Annotated in this window: 19 protein-coding genes and 1 tRNA gene; 7 read left to right on the top strand and 13 right to left on the bottom strand. The window is 34.7% G+C overall.

Annotated elements, in window-relative coordinates; genetic code table 11:
* Nucleotides 1-19: 19 nt before the first annotated feature.
* The 7 genes from OOK82_RS06210 to OOK82_RS06180 form a co-directional block, all read right to left on the bottom strand.
* Nucleotides 20-799 (bottom strand): SDR family oxidoreductase, encoded by a 780-nt coding sequence (locus OOK82_RS06210; protein ID WP_007302062.1) that lies wholly within the window; start codon nucleotides 797-799, stop codon nucleotides 20-22.
* Nucleotides 800-804: 5 nt separating this feature from the next.
* Complete coding sequence (locus OOK82_RS06205; protein WP_264704580.1) at nucleotides 805-1,449, bottom strand: alpha/beta hydrolase; 645 nt, start codon at nucleotides 1,447-1,449, stop codon at nucleotides 805-807.
* A gap of 97 nt (nucleotides 1,450-1,546) precedes the next feature.
* The gene (locus OOK82_RS06200) at nucleotides 1,547-1,912 is read right to left on the bottom strand and encodes a hypothetical protein (RefSeq protein ID WP_019236690.1); all 366 of its coding nucleotides are present in this window, start codon (nucleotides 1,910-1,912) and stop codon (nucleotides 1,547-1,549) included.
* Nucleotides 1,913-2,006: 94 nt separating this feature from the next.
* Complete coding sequence (locus tag OOK82_RS06195) at nucleotides 2,007-3,803, bottom strand: aminopeptidase P family protein (protein WP_264704579.1); 1,797 nt, start codon at nucleotides 3,801-3,803, stop codon at nucleotides 2,007-2,009.
* 1 nt (nucleotide 3,804) lies between these two features.
* A complete protein-coding gene (gene mnmG / locus OOK82_RS06190) occupies nucleotides 3,805-5,853 on the bottom strand; it encodes a tRNA uridine-5-carboxymethylaminomethyl(34) synthesis enzyme MnmG (RefSeq protein WP_264704578.1) in 2,049 nt (682 codons plus the stop codon).
* An 89-nt stretch (nucleotides 5,854-5,942) separates the two neighbouring features.
* Nucleotides 5,943-6,503 (bottom strand): hypothetical protein, encoded by a 561-nt coding sequence (locus OOK82_RS06185; RefSeq protein ID WP_264375806.1) that lies wholly within the window; start codon nucleotides 6,501-6,503, stop codon nucleotides 5,943-5,945.
* Nucleotides 6,504-6,650: 147 nt separating this feature from the next.
* Nucleotides 6,651-6,726, bottom strand: a tRNA-His gene (locus OOK82_RS06180).
* 144 nt (nucleotides 6,727-6,870) lie between these two features.
* Between OOK82_RS06180 and murJ the strand changes: the two genes are divergently transcribed.
* Nucleotides 6,871-8,367 carry a murein biosynthesis integral membrane protein MurJ gene (murJ, locus tag OOK82_RS06175; protein WP_026092648.1) on the top strand — a complete coding sequence of 499 codons (1,497 nt, stop codon included), beginning with the start codon at nucleotides 6,871-6,873 and terminating at the stop codon, nucleotides 8,365-8,367.
* Here the strand turns inward: murJ and OOK82_RS06170 are convergent.
* Nucleotides 8,322-8,507 carry a hypothetical protein gene (locus tag OOK82_RS06170; RefSeq protein WP_264375044.1) on the bottom strand — a complete coding sequence of 62 codons (186 nt, stop codon included), beginning with the start codon at nucleotides 8,505-8,507 and terminating at the stop codon, nucleotides 8,322-8,324. The genes murJ and OOK82_RS06170 overlap by 46 nt on opposite strands.
* Nucleotides 8,508-8,784: 277 nt before the next feature.
* Between OOK82_RS06170 and OOK82_RS06165 the strand changes: the two genes are divergently transcribed.
* The gene (locus OOK82_RS06165) at nucleotides 8,785-11,265 is read left to right on the top strand and encodes an AsmA-like C-terminal region-containing protein (protein WP_264704577.1); all 2,481 of its coding nucleotides are present in this window, start codon (nucleotides 8,785-8,787) and stop codon (nucleotides 11,263-11,265) included.
* A gap of 69 nt (nucleotides 11,266-11,334) precedes the next feature.
* On the opposite strand, the gene OOK82_RS06160 is transcribed toward OOK82_RS06165, so the two are convergent.
* The 4 genes from OOK82_RS06160 to OOK82_RS06145 all read right to left on the bottom strand — a co-directional run bounded on the left by OOK82_RS06160 (nucleotide 11,335) and on the right by OOK82_RS06145 (nucleotide 14,899).
* Complete coding sequence (locus OOK82_RS06160) at nucleotides 11,335-11,784, bottom strand: ankyrin repeat domain-containing protein (protein ID WP_064085664.1); 450 nt, start codon at nucleotides 11,782-11,784, stop codon at nucleotides 11,335-11,337.
* 53 nt (nucleotides 11,785-11,837) lie between these two features.
* Nucleotides 11,838-13,013 (bottom strand): phage portal protein, encoded by a 1,176-nt coding sequence (locus OOK82_RS06155; protein WP_264686730.1) that lies wholly within the window; start codon nucleotides 13,011-13,013, stop codon nucleotides 11,838-11,840.
* Between the two features lie 273 nt (nucleotides 13,014-13,286).
* Nucleotides 13,287-14,120, bottom strand: coding sequence for a hypothetical protein (locus OOK82_RS06150; protein WP_264704576.1), 834 nt, complete (start codon nucleotides 14,118-14,120; stop codon nucleotides 13,287-13,289).
* The gene (locus OOK82_RS06145; protein ID WP_264704575.1) at nucleotides 14,075-14,899 is read right to left on the bottom strand and encodes a hypothetical protein; all 825 of its coding nucleotides are present in this window, start codon (nucleotides 14,897-14,899) and stop codon (nucleotides 14,075-14,077) included. The genes OOK82_RS06150 and OOK82_RS06145 overlap by 46 nt, the downstream gene beginning before the upstream one ends.
* 239 nt (nucleotides 14,900-15,138) lie before the next feature.
* Between OOK82_RS06145 and lipB the strand changes: the two genes are divergently transcribed.
* Both lipB and OOK82_RS06135 read left to right on the top strand, forming a co-directional pair.
* Nucleotides 15,139-15,756 (top strand): lipoyl(octanoyl) transferase LipB, encoded by a 618-nt coding sequence (gene lipB / locus OOK82_RS06140; RefSeq protein ID WP_264686732.1) that lies wholly within the window; start codon nucleotides 15,139-15,141, stop codon nucleotides 15,754-15,756.
* Nucleotides 15,756-16,724, top strand: a complete 969-nt coding sequence (locus tag OOK82_RS06135) for an LD-carboxypeptidase (RefSeq protein WP_264686733.1) — start codon at nucleotides 15,756-15,758, stop codon at nucleotides 16,722-16,724. Before lipB ends, OOK82_RS06135 begins: the two co-directional genes overlap by 1 nt.
* A 274-nt stretch (nucleotides 16,725-16,998) precedes the next feature.
* On the opposite strand, the gene OOK82_RS06130 is transcribed toward OOK82_RS06135, so the two are convergent.
* The gene (locus OOK82_RS06130; protein ID WP_264686735.1) at nucleotides 16,999-18,153 is read right to left on the bottom strand and encodes an ankyrin repeat domain-containing protein; all 1,155 of its coding nucleotides are present in this window, start codon (nucleotides 18,151-18,153) and stop codon (nucleotides 16,999-17,001) included.
* 200 nt (nucleotides 18,154-18,353) lie between these two features.
* Here OOK82_RS06130 and dnaE point away from each other — a divergent pair, with 200 nt between their 5' ends.
* The 3 genes from dnaE to rpsR are packed head-to-tail and all read left to right on the top strand — an operon-like array spanning nucleotide 18,354 to nucleotide 22,774.
* Nucleotides 18,354-21,674, top strand: coding sequence for a DNA polymerase III subunit alpha (dnaE, locus tag OOK82_RS06125; RefSeq protein WP_264686736.1), 3,321 nt, complete (start codon nucleotides 18,354-18,356; stop codon nucleotides 21,672-21,674).
* A gap of 48 nt (nucleotides 21,675-21,722) precedes the next feature.
* The gene (rpsF, locus tag OOK82_RS06120; protein ID WP_029237619.1) at nucleotides 21,723-22,496 is read left to right on the top strand and encodes a 30S ribosomal protein S6; all 774 of its coding nucleotides are present in this window, start codon (nucleotides 21,723-21,725) and stop codon (nucleotides 22,494-22,496) included.
* Nucleotides 22,496-22,774, top strand: coding sequence for a 30S ribosomal protein S18 (rpsR, locus tag OOK82_RS06115; RefSeq protein WP_010402759.1), 279 nt, complete (start codon nucleotides 22,496-22,498; stop codon nucleotides 22,772-22,774). Before rpsF ends, rpsR begins: the two co-directional genes overlap by 1 nt.

The following is a 22,774-nucleotide window of genomic DNA, read 5'->3' as shown; positions in this document are numbered from 1 at the left end:
ATCTGGCAATCTATTTTCTCTATTCTAATATATACAAACTCTTTAAACCCACCTTGTAATCAGGATAAACTAGAGAGACACCAAGGTCTTTTTTAATTTTAGTATTGCTTACTTTTTTTGACCCTAAATAAAAACCCCGTGCGTAATTTGGTACGGAAGAAATCTCAACTGGCTCTGGAGGGCTAATATTGAGAAGCTCGGCTGCATACGTGACCACTTCAGATTGCGTAGCAGGTAAATCATCTGCACAATTGTATATCTCATAAGGCTTTATATTTTGCATGGAAGAAAATAAAATATTCGATATATCTTCAACATGAACACGAGAAAAAATTTTTTTCACATTTCTTGCTTTGCCAAGCTGCAGGTCAATTAGCGCATTTCTACCAGGACCATATATCCCAGCCAAACGAAAAATATGTACAGGCAATTTGCTACTTAGCCACTTCTTTTCAGACTCAAGGCGCTTTTCTCCTCTAATTTCTATAGGCTTTGTTTCAGATTCCTCATTCACCCAATTACCACAGTGGTCACCATAAACATTAGTTGCAGACAGATAACCAAGCCATTTAATATTCTCCAGACAATGACCGTATCTCTCCATAACATCATCGCCGTCTGGAGGAATAGAAACTAAAACATGCGTTACGCTTTTAAGCAGATCTTGATCAACCTTTTCATAATCAAAAAGTTGTATATCTTTATTTCTTGATGTACCGTTAACTTTCCAGCCTAAATTTAGCAATTTTTTCGATAGAAATTTAGCTACATATCCGTAACCAAAGCAAAACAAGTGCATGGAAATTAATTTCCAAAATTCTTCTTGATAAACTCAACCCCTAACCTTATTCCTTCTTCATTAATAATATGGCCTAATCCATGAATTGGGTATCCTTGAGCGTTTACTCCATTTTCTTTCAGAGCTTTAACCGCTAAATCAAGGGAAGAAAAAGGTACCACATCATCAGCGTCACCATGAATAATACATATGTTAGGTTTTGATTTGATCTCCGGTGCAGTTTTTGAAGGCGAAAGAAATCTACCAGAATACGCAACAACTGACGCACAAGACTGAAGCCGGGTAAGAGCCACATGTATTGCAAGCATTGCCCCTTGAGAAAATCCAACTAAAGAAAGCTGAGTATCTTTTAAATTAAGCTCCTTTAATTTTGTATCAATAAAATGATTTACAATTGATGCAGCATTTTTCACTCCATTATATAGTGCTTCTTCACTACGATCCTCTAAACTAAACCACTGATAACCATCACCTATTTCCCTCTCAAACGGAGCATTCGATACCACAAAACATGAATCGGGTAAAAATTTGCTCATAACTTTAGCAAGGTGAGCGAAATTATCGCCACTTGAACCCCAACCATGAAAAAAAATAATCAAATTTTTCTTATTTCCATTTGGACAAATTTCTTGGCTTTGTAGTTCAATCATCTCTTCATCCCTTTATGTTTATATTTAACTTTATGGTAATACTAAATTTGAGGAACAAGACCTCACTACTGCTATAGCTCTTTGATATGAATAAATACTACTTAGCTTCAACTTTCTCTATCAATTTCTTGACCAAGCCTCTCAATCTTCTGCTGGAATCATCAAGCTCTTGAATTTGTGAAGCATCTTTTCTCATGAGCTCTTTGTGATTACTCTTTATGTAATCATACATTTCCTTCATCTGAGCAATCATCTTGTTGATATCCATACCACCCATATCAGGTATCATGCTAGGCATATTTCCTTCTAGCATACCGCCAGCCATAAGTTGCTGAGACATTTGCATGAATGGCTTTAAGGTCTGTTGAAGCAAATTAGGGTCGCTTGCCAATTTTTCTATTTGCTCTTTGCAAGTATCCATGTACTGCTTCATAAATTCATCATCTTGCATTTTATCTGTCATAATTACACCTATTTGAAACTAATATTATATATTGTTTTTAATTAAAAACAATACAAGAACAACTATATTAATACTTGATTAAATGACAAATTAACTATTTTAAAGGTTCACATACTCTCTTTAACCATTCCTTATCTTTTATGCCATTTTCTATATTTTTATAAACAAATTGGTGATAGCTATTTATCCATTTAACTTCATCTTCAGTAAGCATTTGTATATCTATTAGCTTTTTATCATAAGGAACAGAGGTCAATTGTTTAAAGCTTAAAAAGACGTTTTCTCGCCTTTCAATATACATCAGATTCTCAATTCTTATTCCATACTTTCCTGGAATATAATAACCAGGCTCGTTAGAAAGTATCATGCCTGGAATGAGTTCCACTTTATTTCCTCTTGATATTGCTTGCGGTCCTTCGTGTACCGAAAGGTAACTTCCTACTCCATGTCCTGTACCGTGCATGTAATCCATTCCAAATTTCCATAAATGTATACGCGCTAATATGTCCAATTCTCCACCAGTAGTGCCAGAAGGAAAGACCGCACTTGCTATCGCAATGTGAGCTTTTAATACTATTGTGTAGTGAGCTCGTTGCTCATTGGTTGGACTACCAATTGCTATAGTTCTTGTAACATCGGTTGTGCCATCAAGGTACTGACCACCAGAGTCAATTAAATACAGCCCATCTTCTTGAATGACTTTATTTGTCTTATTGCTTGCACGGTAATGAATGATTGCTCCATTCTCGTTGAATGCTGAAATTGTTGGAAAACTCGGTTGCTTAAACAAATTCTGCTCTTTTCTGTATTCTAAAACTTTTTCTTCAGCTTCAAGCTCAGTAATTTCACTGTCAATATTGTTTTCAAGCCAATATAGAAAATTTATAACTGCTACTCCATCTTTGATGTGCGCACTTATAGCTCCAGTTATTTCAGTTTGATTTTTTACTGCTTTGTGAATCAAACAAGGATCCTCCTTCTCAATTATCTGCTTATTTTCTATTAGACCTCTTTCATTACTTATTGTCATCCCAGTGCTTGACACTGGGATCCATGCTTTTTTATTTCTGGTCAAGCACTGGAATGACACCGAAGCTGATTTTTCATTTAAATAATGGTTATACAAGGGATCTATTGCATTCATAATGCTCATTGGAGTCGTGCTTGGATCTATCACCACCAAATTTAACTTATGTAGTGAATTTTCTAGCTCACTAATATCAAAAACATTTATATGGTTATCAAAATTTGCTTCTATAGTTGAATGTTCTTTATCTTGAATAAATAAATCAACATTGCCGTTTTTATAAAGTATTGCACGACCCAATATACAAGGAGTGTATTCAGCGCTTTCATTTCTTAAATTTAATAACCACGAAATTGAATTTGGATCAGTCAGAAGCACTGCTTCAGCCTCTATGTTTTTAGCTACTCTTTCACATTTATCCTTACCACTCTCACCAGATACATGTGAGACTATTGTTTGTGCTTTATGACTACTATCTTTTTTAATTAAGTATGGTACTAGTTTACAAATGCCTTCATATTTTCTTATGTCCTTCATAGTAAAATATTGCGGATAGTAACCCAGTGAGGTAGTCAATGTTAAGTTTGCTTTTACCCATTTGTGTGGATCCTCTTCTTGTATATTATATACTCGAAAACTGCCCTGATCGAGCTGACTGCGAGCTTGTGTGATATAGCGTCCATCTGTAAAAAATGGGCACTTATTACTCTTTGTAACGATAAGTAGCCCATTTGTTCCCGTGAAGCCACATAACTCTGCTAACTCTTTTGAATATTCATTTAAATACTCGTCTTTAGTATGCAACATAAATGCATCAACATTTATTTCGTGCATAAAAGAGCGAAATTCTTCGATTTTTGACATGTTACGCAGAATTAGCAGCTATTTTCGTTTTCTTATTCCTAAGGTACACTAATATGCTAACTATCGCTGCTGGAGTGATACCTTGTATTTGCTTCGCAATACCAATTGTTGCTGGCTTTATTGACTGCAACTTTTCTATCACTTCAGTTGACAAGCCTTTAATCTGTGAGTAGTTGAAATTAGTTGGAATTTGAGTATTAACTTCCTCTTGTAGAAACTTCATATCGGCTTCTTGTCTTACTAAATAAGGCTTGTATTTTGCTTCAATTGCAACTGCTTCATATATTTCATTCTTGGCTATGCTATCAGTTATAGTGTTATTCCAGCACATGACGCTGGAATCTACATTTTTTTCAGTGTCAACTGCATCCATTCTATCATCATTCAAGTACTGGATCCCAGTGTCAGCTACTTGGATGACAGGAAGAGGTGCTTTGGTGTTATGCAAGTAGCTGACACTGGAATCCATGTTTAACTCTGGCCATATTTCTCGTAATTTATTCCAGTCAATATTTGGATAACCGAGCAAATTTAATGCTGTTTTTCTTATTCCATCATAAGATATTTTAATGCCATAGGACCTGAGCTGCTCAGGAGTAATTGTTAGGCTCTCTAATTTCTCCTCAAGTTGCTTAATGGATTTAAGTTTACCCTGCAAAACAGAGTATCTCTCATGCGACACAAGAGAGATGTCATAACCTTTTTGTGTCAATCTTCTATCTGCATTATCTGACCTGATTGCCAGTCTATATTCTGCACGCGAGGTGAATAATCTGTAAGGCTCAGCAATTCCCTTAGTGACCAAGTCGTCTATCATTACACCGATATATGAGTCTGTACGATGAAGAACAAAACTTTTTTGAGATAAAGAGAATGCTGCATTGATTCCGGCAATAATTCCCTGCCCGGCTGCTTCTTCATATCCAGTGGTACCATTAATTTGACCAGCAAAATATAGTCCTTTAACTTTCTTAGTTTCGAGAGTATGAAATAGCTCTCGTGGATCGATATAATCGTATTCAACTGCATATCCAGGTCTTAATATTTCTGCATTTTCAAGCCCTTTTATACTCGTTATCATTTCATGCTGCACTTCGATGGGCAATGAATTTGAAATTCCATTTGGATATATAGTGTTATCATCAATCCCTTCTGGTTCTAGAAATATTTGGTGATTATTTTTTTCTGCAAATTTTTTAACTTTAGTTTCAATTGATGGGCAGTATCTTGGTGCAATAACGTTATCTAAATATGAAGAAGCTGATCTGTGAAGATTCTCTCGAATTACTTTGTGTGTATGTTCATTAGTATGAGTAATAAAACATGAAACCTGAGGCTGGTTAATTTTCTCTGTAAGATAAGAAAATGGTGTAGGTGGATTGTCACCCACTTGTTCTTGTAATACCGACCAGTTTATAGTGCCACGATCAAGCCTCGGTGGAGTTCCGGTACGTAATCTGCCCAGTTTAAAATCATACTTCTTTAGCGTGTTTGCAAGCTCTATTGCAGGTTTATCCCCCATTCTTCCAGAAGGAGTTGTTTGCTCTCCTATATGAATCACACTACGTAAAAAAGTCCCTGTAGTCAAAACAACTCTGCTTGTCAGTATACGTTCACCTGAGTCTGTTATTACAGCTTTTATATAAGATTCTCCATTGCTATCACTTTCGATAAGAAAATCGTCAACTGACTCTTCTTTTACTGTCAAGTTGTTATAATTTAGAATAATTTCCTGTATTGCTTTTTTGTATAATTTTCGGTCTGCCTGTGCACGTGGGCCCCATACCGCTGCGCCTCTGCTGCCATTTAAAACGACCGAGTGTATGCTTGCTCGGTCGATAGCTCTCCCCATTATTCCATCAAGGGCGTCTACTTCTCTAACTACAACACCCTTTGCAACTCCTCCAATTGCTGGATTACAAGACATCTCTCCTATAGTTGAAATTTTGTGAGTTATAAGTAGTGTGTTTGCACCAAGGCGAGCTGCAGCTGTAGCTGCTTCACACCCGGCATGACCGCCACCTACTACCACTACATCGTACTTATGCATCTTCTTGAGTAATTCCTACTCTATAATATTCCAACTATCAGTGATTGATGTCAAATTTTACAGATTACAACATTGCACACTAACTTAGCTCAAACTGCCGTCTCTCTCGCAGAAAAAACTTTTTCAACTTTGGGAAAGATGATACTTTTATTAACTTCTTCTTCCGGAAAGGTAATACATTCATCTACTTCTTCTTCCTGAGATATTTTGACATATGTAGAATCTGTAATCGAAATTGCACTTACTGCAGATTTAATTGCTGTTTCATCTACACAATGCACTATAGCTACAGTTGCAAAAAGCCCTAAAATCGGTGCTATCAGCCCTATCATTCCACTTATTAATGTAAATCCTATTTTTGGATTAGGAAAAATAGCAGCTATGCTTCCAGCAAGTGTAACTCCAATTGCAGCGCTTGTAGATATCATCAAACTCAAAAAATTTGCTACTTTTCCATGATCCTCCTCAATAGGATCTCTTTTGCAAAACTTATATAGCAAACATCCTACGTGAAAAATCGCAATCAATGCTGGAGCTATACAACCAGCAATTCCACCTATGGCTAAAGGTGATGAAGTGTCAAAACTTAACCACCAAGCTAATACTCCTAGTGCTGACACTATACTATAAGCTAACAAACAAATATACATACAATCCCTCTCACTAATTAATAGGCATCATTTTTACTCTAAATCGCAAACTTCCCCTCCGCCATCTAAATACTAAAGCAACAAGGAATGCTAACGGACGTGCAAAAATATCTAATGTTTATATTTATGTAAAGTGGAAATTTTTAGTGGGGCGAGCGACCAGGATTGAACTGGCGACATTCAGTACCACAAACTGACGCTCTACCAACTGAGCTACGCCCGCCAAGGTATAAAATTTCTAACACACAAGCATAAATAGTCAATTAATTATTTAAGCTACCTACTTTTGCATAGAGTTTTAAGTTTAGCGAATAAACATTTTCATTTATGCTTTTAGCATTATAGTTAATCGTATTGAAATCGTGATATGTTTAAAAGTATTTTCACATTTAGTTTTTTTACAGCTATTTCAAGAATTTTAGGGCTAATAAGAGATGTATTGATTGCTACAGTTATTGGTGCAACTTCTCTTGCAGATATATTCTTTTCCTCGTTTCGCTTTGCTAATTTATTTCGATCGTTTTTTGCAGAGGGAGCATTTACTACCTCATTCATACCATTATACTCTGCAGAGTCATATGATAATAAAAAGGCATTTAATTTCGCAAGTAGTGTAATATCCATTACGTTTATTATTCTAGTAATTTTTTGCCTTATCACACAAACCTTCTTCCCTTACATGATCAAAATCTTCACTCCTGGATTTGACCAAAATAAATTTACCTTTACTGTAACTTTGTCGAAAATTATGATGCCCTACATAATCTTCGTGTCAATCGCATCACTTATTGGTGGAATGTTGCAAGTAAAACAGCATTTTGCTTCAACAGCTATTTCACCAATCATTTTGAACCTCTGTTTAATCATCAGTTTGTTTTTACCTTACATTGAAACACCGGCTCATAACCTTTCTATAGCTGTCCTGATTGGAGGGATTTTGCAGCTACTTTTAATAATATTTAGTGCATACAAATTAAAGGCTTTCTTTTCTTTTAGTTTAGAATTAAGTAACGAAGTAAAATTATTTTTTAAACGTGTGATACCTGCAATTATCAACAATTGTGTAATACAAATAAGTGTATGGATTGACACAATCATGGCGAGTTTTATACCAAATGCAGTTTCTTATATATATTATGCCGATAGACTAAATCAACTACCGCAAGGAGTAATTGGCACTGCAATTGGTACAGTACTTCTTCCTCTGATTTCAAAACGAATAAATGATACTGAGAATATAGTCAAAATACAGAACAAGGCCCTTAATATAGGGTTAATATTAATTATGCCAATAACTGCTGCTTTTATCATTATTCCTGACATAATTTTACTTACGCTTTTTTCTTACGGCCGATTTGATTATTATGCAGTGCAGCAAACTGTTCCTACATTAGTAGCATTTTCTCTTTCTTTACCCGCATTTATTATAAATAAAGTATTGCTACCCACATTCTTTGCTAGGGGAAAGCTAAAAATACCAACTATGTTCTCATTAACGTGCCTTGGAATTAATGTAATACTAAATCTCATATTAATGAACAAATACCAACATATAGGAATTGCTATTGCTACTTCCATTTCCACTTGGATAAATTCTATTTTATTGATTAATTATTTAACAATAAATAAGATGTATAAGATTAGCCAAGCATTATTACTAAATATTGTAAAAATTCTCACTGCAACATTGGTTATGTCAATAGTTCTTTATCTCTCTAATTACTTATCAGCAGGGTTGTTTTTCGATAGAGGGCTAGCTCGTATTGTTTATTTAGTAACTTTAATAGCTTTGAGTGTTATTATTTATTCTAGCACTCTTTACCTAATTTTTAGAGGAAATTTGAATAATTTGAAATATGTATAAATTACACCCTTTGTATTGCTATATGTCATTTCAGCTACTATTCCAATATCCACTCCTTTCATCCCATAACCTATTCCTGTCATCCCAGCACCTATTCCTGTCATCCCAGCACCTATTCCTGTCATCCCAGTGCTTGACACTGGGATCCAGAAATTTTGTTGATTATATAATCTGGAAAACCTTATTTAAGTCACGCTGGATCACAGTGTCACACACACAACTGTATGAGTGTTGTGGTTTGAGAGCAATTTCCACTGGGAACCCAGTGCTCATCAGACCAGCTTCTCATGTAAAAATGCTGTGTTTTAACATAAGAATAGCTACTTTTTTGCTAATTAACTTAATGTCTAATCAAATTTCCTGGATCCCAGACTGGGATGACAAGAAGAGAAGGGATGCTGGAATGAGAGGTCTATTATGAAACTTTCTTTATACGCCATATCATCAATCTTGTTTCTATTAATTCTCATGCACGTTGCTGCAACTTTTAAGGATTGGAGTGGCTACAGAGAATATATCGTAAAAGAGTTAGAGAAGACGTATGATGCTAAAGTACATGTTGGAGGAAAAATTGAAGTTTCGCTCATTACTCCAAAACTTACTATTTACAATGTATATGTACAATATAACAAAAACAAGGAACAAAAATTATCAGATTTAATTAGTGCAAAAAAAATTGAAATAAGGCCATCGTTGTTTTCATTTTCATTGCAACCAAAGTCAATCTCATTTTTGGGCATGAAAAGCAACAAAGAAAATTTACTTAATATTATAAATACGAAAGCCAATGATAATATAGTTGATATATTAATAAAGGACAGCCAAATAAGTTTTAACGCCGATACTATTAACATCAAGGAAGTTGCTATAAAAAAAAATAAGCAGTTTTTTGGTGAAGTACAGATTGGTGACAACAATTACGATTTTTCTGGAAAGGTTAATGTCACAAAAAATAATGTACACATTAGTGTTGATTCAAATTTTGCAAATTTGCTATTTAAAGGTAATAGAAATCAACAGGGTAATTTAATACTGACAATCAATAACAGTTCCGGTTCTGTGAGCAATTTAGCAAAAATCATTAATCTTAGCTTCCTTTCTTATGTGATTCCCAGCGAAAATATTGAGATATCATCCAATATCAATCTCAATGAAAGCGAGTTTACGGCAACTGATTTAAAAATTGAGTCCAAAAGCATGCAAGGCACTGGTATAATACAAAATGATAGAAAAAGTGATCATACTAATATCAATATTAGTTTTAGTAAAGTCGACCTAAAAAACGGCTCACACAAAACAACAGATATGAAGGGTCTTTTAGAATCTTTTAGAGAGGTTGTGCCAAAGAACCTGAGCTTGGATTTTAATATGGAAGCTTCAAATATTCAATATCAAAACAGGATATTGGACAAATTTCATGCTACGCTAAAATTTGCTAATGGCGAAATAAACGTTGATACTCTTCTTCAATTTCCTGGAACCAATAATATATCTCGCTTATCAGGAAGAGTTTCAAACAATGGCAACTTGTCTGAATTTAATGGTGATATATTGATAAAGGGTGAGTCGTTCATCTCACATATTTTACCTTCTATCAAGATGCAAGAAAGAGAGAAAAGTCAATTTACAGCAAGTTCTAAACTATATTTAGCACCTAGAATATTATCTCTTTCAGATATCAGATTGCTAAATAACAAAGAATCTTGGCAAGGATCAATTAAGGTAAATCACACAAAAAAACACAATATGATCGATAGCAAATTTAGCATACATAACATTAATATAGATAAATATGATTATTCATTATTCAGCAAAGTGCAATGGCTGAAAAATCTTAAATATGATGTAAATATAAGAACTAGTGTTAAAGATTCTATATTCAATGGCACAAAAATTGAAGATTTGGATTTTTCATTAAAAATACAAGAGAACAAGCTAGTTGCAGATAAAATAAAGTTATTCGGAGAAGATTTCGACATTACCGGTAGTGTAAAAATATTAGTGGATCAAAAATACACTAAGCCTTTATTAGACGTAAACCTTACAGGTAATAAATTTAATGGAAATATCTTTAAATTACCAAAACTATTAGAGGTAAAAAGAAACTCAAGAAATGAAATAAATCAAATTCAATGGTCAACAAAGCAGCTTAATTTTTTAGATGAGAAAGGAGATTTTGATGCAAACGTGGAAATCAAAACTACAGAATTTAAAATTGGGCAAAACGTCTTAAAAGATTTTAACTTGGATACAGTGATAAGAAACAACACTATCACTATCAAACAGATAAGTTACATACTAGAACATGGACAAATGTTTTTTCAGGGTTATCTAAAAGCAGGCTCAATTCACACAAAATTTTCTATTGCAAATTTGGACACCAAGGAAGTTATAGGAGTTAATAACATAAATGGCAAGATAAGCTTAAGTGGTGAAATCAAAACTCAAGGGACAAGCTTTGATGATTGGGCTAGTAACTTATCAGGAAATGTAAACTTTCAAGCACAGAAAATAGAGTTTACAAATGTGGATTTTAATTCATTCATCACTAAGTTGTTAAGCAGTAAGAATAAACCTGAAATTTCCAAGCTTGCTTACGTTGATATATATAATGGCAGTACGCTTTTTGAAAATATTAATGGAAAAGTAAGTATTAACAGTGGTGTATGTTCAACTAGTTCACAGTTTAGTATCGATCAAGCATCAGGTTCTATCTCTTCTAATTTAATCTTATCTAATTTCTCCTTAATTTCTATATTCAGACTCTTTTTCATACTACCAAATCATAATAGTCCTCTTTATATCGAGGCACACTTAGATGGCCCTATTTGGTGCCCTAAGATGAGTTTTGATGTAGACCAAATTTACAACACCTTAGTTAGCAAGAAAAATAGTTAACTCATTTAGATGTAGGATTTAAGGGACCATCTATCTTTAAGTTAGACCTTAGTAAAAGATGTTCTACTCTCACCAATGATAAGACTGATTGATTGTTTGTACATTCTCAATGCTTGCGTCGCTGCAGCTTGTGCTTGGACTCTCTGTCTCTCCAAGCAATAACTGTGTTATCTCCGTGTAGCCTTCACAAACAGACAAATGCAAAGGAGTAAAACCAGAATTGTCCACTGCATTAACATTTGCTCCGTTTTTAAGCAATAATTTCATTTCCTCTAAGCGGTTTCCGCAAGCAGCATAATGTAAGGGAGTAGCGTCATTATGATCTACTGCATTAACACTCGCTCCGTTTTTAAGCAATAATTTCATTTCCTCTAAGCGGTTTCCGCAAGCAGCATAATGTAAGGGAGTAGCGCCCTTATGATCTGCTGCATTAACATTCGCTTTGCATGTCGATAACAATTCTATATGAGGAAGAGTAAATCGAGAATTACTTACTGAATTTCCTTGTTCTTGATACATAAAATACCCCCAGTTTATTACAGCTTAGTATAAATATCTACACTATATAAATATCAATTCAACTTATCACCACCGGGTAACGGTGGCAAGCCAAAAGCTTCTCTTTTTTCATTGAGCGTCATGAAGCTTGCGTTTTGCACGTATTTCCACATCTTTTGTCTTTTCTCCATTAGAATTTCTATCGCGTCTTTATCATATGACAAACATAAATCTTTACCAAACTTGGGCACTAGCCAAGAATTTAAGTGACAAATAATATTTTCTAGCGTTGGTAAAATCGTCTGTTCCCAAAGGGAAAGACGTGCTTCGATCAAATTGCTATAAGTATTATCACCTGGTATGCCAAGCAACTGCGGCGGAACGCCAAAAGCTAGCGCAATATCACGAGCTGAGCTATGTTTTGACTCAATAAAATCCATATCCCTCGGTGATAAGCTCATTTCCTTCCACTCTAAACCTCCTTCAAGCAATATAGGTCTTCCAGCGTTGACAGGACCTGAGTAATGATCATTTATCTGTCCTTTTAAGCGTTGGTACTGCTCTTGACTTAAGTTTCCACCACTTCCATCCTTTTCTGATTTTACAACTATTGCACCACTTGGTCTTGCTCCATTTTGCAGCATTGCCTGATTCCAAGCACCAGCCTGATTATGCTGATCTATACTATATGCAGCTGCCTCAATTGGTGAAAGTCCATACCAATCATTCAAAGGGTTAAAGGTTTTAAGATGCAGTACTGTTGAACGCCCAGTCAATTTATCAACTTTAAAGTCATAACTGTTGTTATTTACGGTATAACGATAGGCATAAGGAACGTTACTTCTCCCCGGAATAATTTCAACCCTATCAGGGCGCAGAAGATAAAGCTCTGTTGGTTTATTCTGCGCCTCAATCATCAATACATAAGAATTGCCATTAACTAATCGATAAGTCACAATCCCTTCAATAAATTCCGATTTTGATGTCATTGGATTAGGAGAATAAAGTAACTTCAGTAATGGATGCGCTTTTAGTTGTGATTTTCCCTGGTCAGTAAGCTGGCAGAGAGTAAAAGGTACCGAAGATGAAGCACTTGCGATCATATTAATTGCTCGAAAGGCAATAACATTTTTTATGTAACCTTCCTCAGCAAAACTTACATAATCACGCCTACTCCAACTTGGTTCCATCATTAGTTGCAAAGCAGAGTATTCACTGCTTTTCTTTCTTTGAAAAATGTTAAAATTCATATGTGCCTCCTGAAAATTTTGTTAAAAATTTGAAATTGTAGTTGAATTATATCAATTGGTGTTACAAGAATGATGTCATCCCAGTGCTTGACACTGGGATCCAAGAATTTAATTGTAGATAGCGCACTTAACTGGTGAGCATAGCTGTTTTATACCAGAACGAACACCTTTGACTAGATTGTATGAAAAGCTGGATCCCAGTGTCAGCTACTCGGATGACAAACATGGACTACTTCAACTACACCATCGTTAAAGAAACCAGAAAAGCTGTTATCAAAGCTGAAGCTCTCTTTGGTATTCCTCAACTTTTGGATTGTTAATTTTGCTATTGCAGCTACTCATTGCATAAACATTAAGACAAATGTTTGTCACTATTCCAACAAGCATACACATTCCTGTAATCATTGCAGCTACAGTAAAAGCTGTGCCTAAGGTTCCACTTGTAAATATAGCTGCTATTAACGTTGGAACAAATAGACAGAATGAAGGTTTGATTACGTAACTATAAATCTTTTCAATTCTATCGAAATTTTTCCATGGTCCAGCAAGATCTTTCAATGGACCAGTAAGATTTCTTGCCATTTTAACCTGGGTTTCTAAGTTTTGCTTAAAGTAATCACTAAAACTAGTACTTGGAGAATCGTTATCAAGAATTGGAAGAGAAAAAGAAAAACCTACCTTCTTCATCTTCTGGACTTTAAATTCTCCTTTCATGTACTTAAAATTCCTAACATTCAATATGGATCCATCAATATACCTAAGGTTAAATTGCATGTTAGGATTCAATACATGATTTAAAGTGCTTGCCTTCCTATCTATTAAAGCTTCAAATTTTTCTTTATTCTGATCATAATAGTCAAAAAAATCCTCTAACTCTTTTGATAGCTTTTCTAGATCTATTTTTATGCCATATCTTCTCAATTCGGTCAGAAAGGTAAAAAAGTTTTGTAAATAATCCTTGGTATTACTAAAGCTTAAATAGAATGACCTACCATGATCAATTTTTGCCCAGAGTTTTTCTTTTACTTTTTTACCCTTTGCATTTTCATACTCCTCTTCTATTACACCAAAATTTTCTGATTGTGTAATGTCAACTTCTCCAAGCAATATTTGAGCAGCCAGTATTTTCTCAAAACTTTTGCATCTTGGTAATTTTTGCCTTTTTCCTGAAGATCCATTAATGTTGTAAATTTGTCCAAAAACTTTGATCTCAGATAAAGCTTATCCTGGTATTTCTCTTTCTCAATGTGCTCTTTAAATTGATCATTACGATTAGCAAATCTTTCCTTTGGCAAATCGTTATTTGTTACCAATTCAACAATTGGAGCTCTGTCATATAAAAACAGCTTATATAAACCACCAGCAACATATTCCCTGATAAAATCAGCAATATTGAGGTCATCATGACATATATTGCTTTCTACTTGCTGCCATAATTGATCAATAAGATTGTTTATTACAAAATCTGGCAAATAAGGATTTTGCAATTTTGTAGCTTTTCTTGATCCTTTGTAAAAAGATTCTTTGAATTGTGCTAACTTAGACTGTTCTTCCTCTTTTGTAAGCGTATGATTTAGAACAGACTTAATCATGAAAGGTGCCTTATCACCTTCATTGTTACTATACTCATGCTCTGCTTGAAATCCTGAGCTGCAGCCTGCTTCTTTCTCTCCTACTTTCTTGAACTCGCTTATAGGCTGAATTGTTCTATCATGGAAATGTTTTTCCAGAGTTTCTATATTTTCCTTTTTATTTTTCTTAGATTGTTCTTTTACTACTTCTAAATCTTCCTTTTCCTTTTTAATCAAGTCTTTTACGAATTGATCCCATTGTTCTTGATTAAACTGACTCAATTCATTTTGATTTTCTTGTGTTGTACCTAACATAAAATTCCCCTACAAAATTAACCAAAATATTTTAATTTAACATGAATATTAAGTATTTATTAAAAATATTAGCGTATCTAGCAATATATGTCAAATTCTTTATTATTAGGTGATAACTTTCCTTTTTTGTTACAAAAGCCCTATATAGCTTTATACGGAAAGCCTTAAAAGCTTACCAAAAGCCTAAATTTGCTTGAAAAGCAAGTAAGTATTATAAAATTAAATAAAAGAAATTGAATATGACAGAATGGCTAATCTCTAACCAATTTACTGATTATAACCATGCTATAAAATTCATGGAAGCAAAAATTCAACAAATTTACAATAATTTATCTGACGAGCTAGTATGGCTGCTCCAGCACCCTCCACTTTATACTGCAGGAATCGGTGCAACAGATGATGACATTATTGAAAAATTGTTTCCTGTCTATAAAACAGGCAGGGGCGGTAAATATACATATCACGGTCCAGGGCAGCGTATTATATACTTAATGCTAAATCTTAAAAAAAGAAACAAATGTGACATAAAACTATATATCAGAGACCTAAGTAATTGGATCATAAATGTTTTAAAACACTTTAATATACTTGGGGAATTTAAGGAAGATAGAATAGGCATTTGGGTGAACAACAACGGAGTAGAAGAAAAAATAGCAGCTTTTGGCATTCGCTTGAGAAAATGGGTAACTTATCATGGCATAGCACTTAATGTCTCTCCAAACCTTTCCCACTATAAGGGTATTATTCCTTGTGGACTAAAAGATTACGGCGTTACATCAATGGAAAAACTAGGAGTAAAAGTTTCTCTTTGCGAATTAGATGATATATTAAAGCAAGAGTTTCATAAGATATTTTAATGTATTCCTTTATTCTTTATTTTCTATGCCTTTTACTCACTAATCCTGCACACACAATCAATCAAGTTGATATTATTGCTCCTTCTTCGAAAGGAAAAGAATCAGATCTGCCTACTATAAGAGAATACGTAAAAACTTTGGGTTTTAATCCTCACATTTCGGAGAAAATATACAGTAATGACAACCCATTTTATTCTAACTCTGATGAGTTTAGAGCGAATGATTTGGTTAATGCGCTCACTGATGATAGCAAAATAATTTGGTGTATCAGAGGAGGAGAAGGGGCTTCTCGGCTAATTCCCTATCTAGAAAAGTTACCCAATGATAAAAAAGAAAGAATTGCTCAAAACAAAAAAATTCTTATAGGCTATAGTGATATCACTGCTTTACATATTTATCTGCAAGTTAAATATGATTGGCAAACTCTTCACGGCACCATGTTAGAAATGATAGTAAATAACTCTGTTGCTGAAAGCTCTGTTGAAAAATTAAAAGAATTAATTCTTAACCAACGCAACTCTATCAGATTTGACAACTTAAAGATGATAAATAATGGAGTTAGACTAAAAAATGGCAGATTAGAGTCTAAAATCATCGGTGGTAATATGACTTTGGTTGAAAACAGTATAGGAACTGCTTGGCAAATAAATGCAAAAGACAAAATTCTATTTTTAGAAGACATAAGAGTTTATCCATATTCAATTGAGCGCAGTCTAGATCACCTAAAACAAGCTCATATTTTTGATGGAGTAGATGCAGTAATATTCGGTGACTTTGTTAACTGTTATAATGATAATCTTGTCGAAATTGTAAAAGAAAGGTTTGCAAAAAGTGTCAACTTTCCAGTATTTACAATGAAAGGAGTAGGCCATGGACATATAAATGACCCTTTACCTTTCAACACTCACGCTACCATTAGCGTTCAAGACGAGAAGGAGTTTATGGATGTGCAACAGTTATACAAGTAGCTTTATCTAACACTCCTTTCATTCCAGCACCTTCGTTGTCATCCGAGTAGCCCTCTTTCTTGTCATTCGAGTAGCCTCTTTGGTGTCATCCGAGTAGCCCTCTTTCTTGTCATCCCAGTGCTTGACACTGGGATCCATATATAACAAATCATGTAATAAACAAAAGATTGTAGGAGTATATGTCAAAAACAATGTTTGTGATGAAATAGACTGGATTCCAGCGTTACGCGCTGGAATGACATCGTCATAAAGTGAAACAGCGTCACGCGCTCTACTATGAAGGAATGCTAGTAACTCCCTGCTGTCCATTTATTAAGGCAGCAGATGGTTTCTCTGCTCCATCAACTTTAGTACTAGGCTTTGACCGCGCATATGTAGCACAACCAACTACCAGTGCTGCTGCTGTAACTGCAACCACTGCTATAACTATAGGTATCAACTGAGCTGTAATTGTTCCAGTTGTAAAAAGTGCCACTGCTATAGCAGTGCCTAATAATGTATTCACTCCACCAGCAATCATTGCCTTATTACGTGCTTTCACAATCATTGCCTTATTATTATGTTCTTCCACAAAAGAACGTCCTCCTGCGTCTAATAGAGCTTTTACTAAGTCTTGATTCTTAGCATAATCTAAAGGAGTCTTTTTAAATAAATCTACTGCATTAACACGTGCTCCTTTTCCAAGTAAAATCCCTACTATACCTACGCAACCATTCTTAGCATCATTATGTAAAAAAAGAGGTTCGTCTACATCAAAATCTGCTCCTCTTCCGAATAAAGCCTCTTTTATCTTTGTGTGATCATTAAAAGCAGCATAGTGCAAAGCAGTGCAATTAAAAATATCTTTCGCATTAACATCTGCTTCTTTTGAGATTAAAAACTCTACTATCTCTTTGCGACCATACAAAGCAGCATAGTGCAAAGCAGTGCACCAAAAAATATTTTTCGCATTAACACCTGCTCCTTTTGAGATTAAAAACTCTACTACCTCTTTGCGACCATACAAAGCAGCATGGTGCAAAGCAGTGCAATTCAACACATCTTTCGCATTAACATCTGCTTCTTTTGAGATTAAAAACTCTACTATCTCTTTGCGACCACACAAAGCAGCATAGTGCAAAACAGTGCGATTCAACATATCTTTCGCATTAACATCTGCTCCTGCTTCGAGTAAAACCCCTACTGTCTTTGTGTAACCATTCTGAACAGCTATAATTAATAACTTCTGATTTCTGCGTAGGAGAATATCAAATGCATCATTTACATCAAATTCATCTTTCTCCCACTCTTGATATAGACCTTGATCCTGTTTCTTTAGTTCTTCTTGTATTTCCTCAATTATATTATCTTTTATATTATCTTTATTTAAGCCTTCCTTAACCTCAATCGTCCTCAGTACTTTTTTCAGTAATTCATATTCTCCTGTCATGATTTTACCTTCAATATTAAACGATATGTTTAATTATTACATGATTATGATAAAAAGTCAATTAAAACAAGCTAATAACCGGGATTGTGAATAGTAAATTAGATTCAAATAGCCTCTTTGGTGTTATTTCAGTGTTAGACCTTTTCATATCCCTATGAGCAAATTAATGTTATCCTTTTATTGCTAATCTAAAGTTTTTTATGTTCATACACTTGCGTGTTCATAGCGTTTATTCTCTGCTTGAGAGTTCGGTTAAAATTGAGGAGCTGATTGGTCTTTGTTTGCAGAACAAAATGCCGGCAGTTGCAGTTACTGACTCAGGTAACTTATTTGGCTCACTTGAATTTGCAGAATATGCAGCAAGTAGGGGAATACAGCTAATAATAGGATGCAATATTATCGTTCGACACTTAGAACAAAATTTATCAATACTGCTACTTGCAAAAAATGAACAAGGGTACACTAATTTAGTCACCTTGGTGAGTGAGTCTTTTAAAAAGTGCAAGAATAACAGCGATATTCCTTACGTTGATTTTGATGAGCTATTAAATTTAAGTTCAGGCCTAATCGCCTTAACTGGTGGATATGACGGCATATTGGCTCAACTGTTATTGAAGCAAGATAAAGAAACGATAAAAAGACTGCTCTCAGCATTCGATGGTCATTTATATGTTGAATTGCAGCGTCATGGGCTGAATAAAGAGCTAGAGCTTGAAGAAGCTTTAATAGATTTTGCTTATCAGCGCAATATACCACTAGTTGCAACGAATGATGTGTTTTTTCCAAATAAGTCTGACTATGAGGCTTATGACATATTAACGTGCATATCAGAGGGCAGTTATGCCCTGGAGAATAACAGAAAGAAGTTAACTACCGAGCATTACTTCAAATCTGTGGCAGAAATGGAGGAACTGTTCAGCGACATTCCCGAAGCAATTCATAACACTTCAGTGATAGCTAAGCGGTGCTCTTACATGCCAAGAAGCAGGCAGCCTATCTTGCCTAAATTTCCTTGTCGAGAAAATAAAACTGAGAATGAAGAACTGAGGGAGCAGGCAGTTGCAGGATTAGAATTCCGCATTGCAAATGAAACGGACATAGACCTTAAACAATACTACGATCGGCTGAATTACGAACTAAGCGTAATAACTTCGATGAACTACGCTGGCTACTTTTTGATAGTTTCTGATTTCATTCGTTGGAGCAAAGCAAATGGCATTCCAGTTGGACCGGGAAGAGGTTCTGGTGCTGGATCGATTGTTGCTTGGAGCTTACAAATTACAGATCTTGATCCAATAAAGTTTGGTCTGATCTTTGAAAGATTTTTAAATCCTGATCGTGTATCGATGCCTGACTTTGATATCGATTTCTGCCAAGAGAAAAGGGACCTGGTTATTGATTATGTTCAGAAAAAGTACGGTTATGTTGCTCAAATAATCACTTTTGGAAAATTGCAAGCAAGGGCAGTATTGCGTGATGTTGGTAGAGTATTGCAAATGCCTTACTCTCAAGTGGATAAAATATCTAAAATGGTTCCATTTAATCCAGTAAATCCTGTAACTTTATCGCAAGCGATAGAGCTTGATCAAAACCTACAGAAAGAACGAGATAGTGATGAGGTAATTGCAAAGCTTCTTGATATATCACTAAAGCTCGAAGGAATATATCGTCACGTTTCAACTCATGCTGCTGGAATTGTAATATGCGATCAAAAATTAGAAAATTTTGTTCCCGTCTATTATGATCCAAATTCGGCTCTGCCAATCACTCAATACAGCATGAAATATGTAGAGAAAGCTGGGTTAATAAAATTTGATTTTCTTGGACTTGGTACGCTAACACTAATAGATCATGTATGTCGTTTAATTAATCGTGATGAAAAAAAATTTGATATTTCCTCGGTTTCTTTGATTGATCAAAGAACCTATGAAATGCTCTCAAGAGGTGATTCAATCGGAGTGTTTCAGCTTGAAAGTTCGGGAATGAGAGAAGCTTTAATCAAACTAAAGCCAGACTGCATTGAAGATATCATCGCTTTAATTTCTCTTTATCGCCCAGGGCCTATGGATAACATTCCAACTTATGTTGCAAGAAAGCATGGACTTGAAGAGCCAGATTACATTCATCCATTGCTTGAGGAGGTGTTAAAAGAAACATTCGGAGTAATAATCTACCAAGAACAGGTAATGGAAATAGCGCGTATTCTCTCTGGATATAGCTTAGCAGAGGCGGATTTACTCAGACGTGCCATGGGTAAGAAAATTAAGGCAGAGATGGATAAACAACGTGAACTTTTTGTTCAAGGAGCAACAAAAAACGGTGTTGATTACGACAGGGCAAGTTATATTTTTGATCTTGTTGCAAAATTTGCTGGTTATGGATTTAATAAATCCCACGCTGCTGCATATGCGATTATATCTTACCAAACAGCTTACCTTAAGGCTAACTACCCGCTAGAATTTTTTACGGCCTTGATGAATCTCAACATTGATGATAGAGACAAACTGAATTTGTTTTATCATGCTGCAAAATTCAGTGGAGTTGCTGTTCTTTCGCCTGATATCAGCAAATCTAAGGCTGAATTTTCAATAGAGGGTGAGCACATACGCTACGGAATTGCTGCTTTGCGTAATGTTGGTTTTGCTACAGCAGAAGGAATAGTAAATGCACCTTATAAGGACATATGGGAATTTATTCAAAATTCTGGTCATATGATAAATAAGAGGGCGCTAGAAAGCTTAATTAAATCTGGAGCTTTCGATAGTGTGCACAAAAATAGAAAGCAGTTATACGAGTCAATAGACACATTGATTTACTTTGCAAATAAAAATAGGCAGTCAAATCAAGCTGCTTTATTTGGTAATCTTGATATTCTGAAGCCAAAACTTGAGAACGTGGAAGATTTTAATGAAGAGGAAAAATTAGAGCATGAGTTATTTTCATTGGGATTTTACTTAACTAATCATCCACTTGAAAAGTTTAGAACTCTCTTGAAAAAATTAAATATTGGGTTTATCGGAGAGAGTAAGACGATAAAAACTGCTGGTGTAATATTAAATGTGCGTATGAGAACCTCAGAACGTGGAAGATTTGTTATCCTAACACTTTCTGATCCCCACAATGTTTCTGAAATAGCATTCTACAATAATGAAATAATAGAAGAAAAAAGGAATCTATTTTCACCTGGAGCATTTGTGATAATTGATCTTGAAATTTCAGAAAACACAACGAGACTATCAGGAAAGGACATATCTGAATTTACAGAAAAGGTTACTTCTCTAATGAAAGGATTAGTTTTAACTGCTGTATGTGCAGACTCGCAAAAAGTTGCTGAGGAGTTGAATTCAGTGTTGAAAAATGGAGGCAAAACCAAAATAATGCTAAAGTTTCTTCTCAAAAAACATAAAGTCAGCATCTTGTTGCCAGGTACATATTCAATCACCCCCCAAGCTATTTATGAAATATCTCACTTAAGTTGGATTGAAGGCGTAGAAATTAATACAAATAACTTGCTTATATAAAAAAGTTTTATATAATAAAGTGTTTAATTGATATTAAAGGAAGATATAGTGAATCTCTATGAATTTACTTTTATAGCACAACCGAACTTATTGCAGCAAGAAGTAGAAGAAATGGTCCAAGAATTGGCTATTTTGTTGAAAAATATTAAAGCAGATGTTATTTCTCAGGAGGTTAAAGGTCTCATAGAAAGAGAACATAGCACAGTTACAAAACAAGAGCTAGAGGCAAGTACTGAAAGCATTAAAAAAAGTCTGATTGTTTACTCTGATTTTTTGGAAACTCTGACAAAAATTTTATGGGTTGAATTGGAAGAAGATTTTTCAAATTTAAAAGAAATAAAGTCAAGAATCGATAAAGAATTGAAAAATGAACTAAGTGATACGGGAATAAAACAAAATTTTATGGACCTTCCAGGAGCTAACACTAAAAGTGCATTTATCTATAATGTAGTAAATGCTTTTAAGGAAAATATTTCACAACATCTAATAAAGCCCCTTCAAGAGGTTTTAAAAAGTTTTAAAATAGTAGACTCAAATCAATTGAGTAAAACGCTGGAAGTGCTTTTGAAAAATATTGAAGCTTCAGGATTGATAAAATATGAATATTGGGGTCTATTGGATTTTGCATACCCAATAAATAAGATGAAAAGTGGTCATTACTGTATGATGTGTATAAGTTTTACTTCAAGCATTATGGATGAATTTGAGCGTAGAGTAAAACTGAATGAGAATATTATTCGCCACTTGTCTGTACGGGTTAATGAGTTTTTTAAAGGTAAATCTTACATGCTGGATAAACAAATTGAGGAGAAAAGTGCATAATGATGAAAAGACGAAATAGTTTTAATAATTCTTACGTGTCTGTAAATAACAGAACTGGCTTTAGGCGTCCTAAGGTCTGTCCTCTTACTGCATCTAAAGATGAGGACATAGACTATAAGAATATAGATTTATTGTCCAAATTCACCTCTGACTATGGTAGAATATTACCTAGAAGGTTAACAGGTGTGTGCGCAAGAAAACAAAGAAAGTTGCGCTTAGCAATTATAAGAGCACGCTTTTTAGCTCTTGCTCCTTACTGTACTAAAAAAGTTAGGTAA

This window comes from Wolbachia endosymbiont (group B) of Apotomis betuletana (genome assembly GCF_947250475.1).
Classification (GTDB): Bacteria; Pseudomonadota; Alphaproteobacteria; order Rickettsiales; family Anaplasmataceae; genus Wolbachia.
This window is presented reverse-complemented; position numbering and strand designations above follow the sequence as displayed.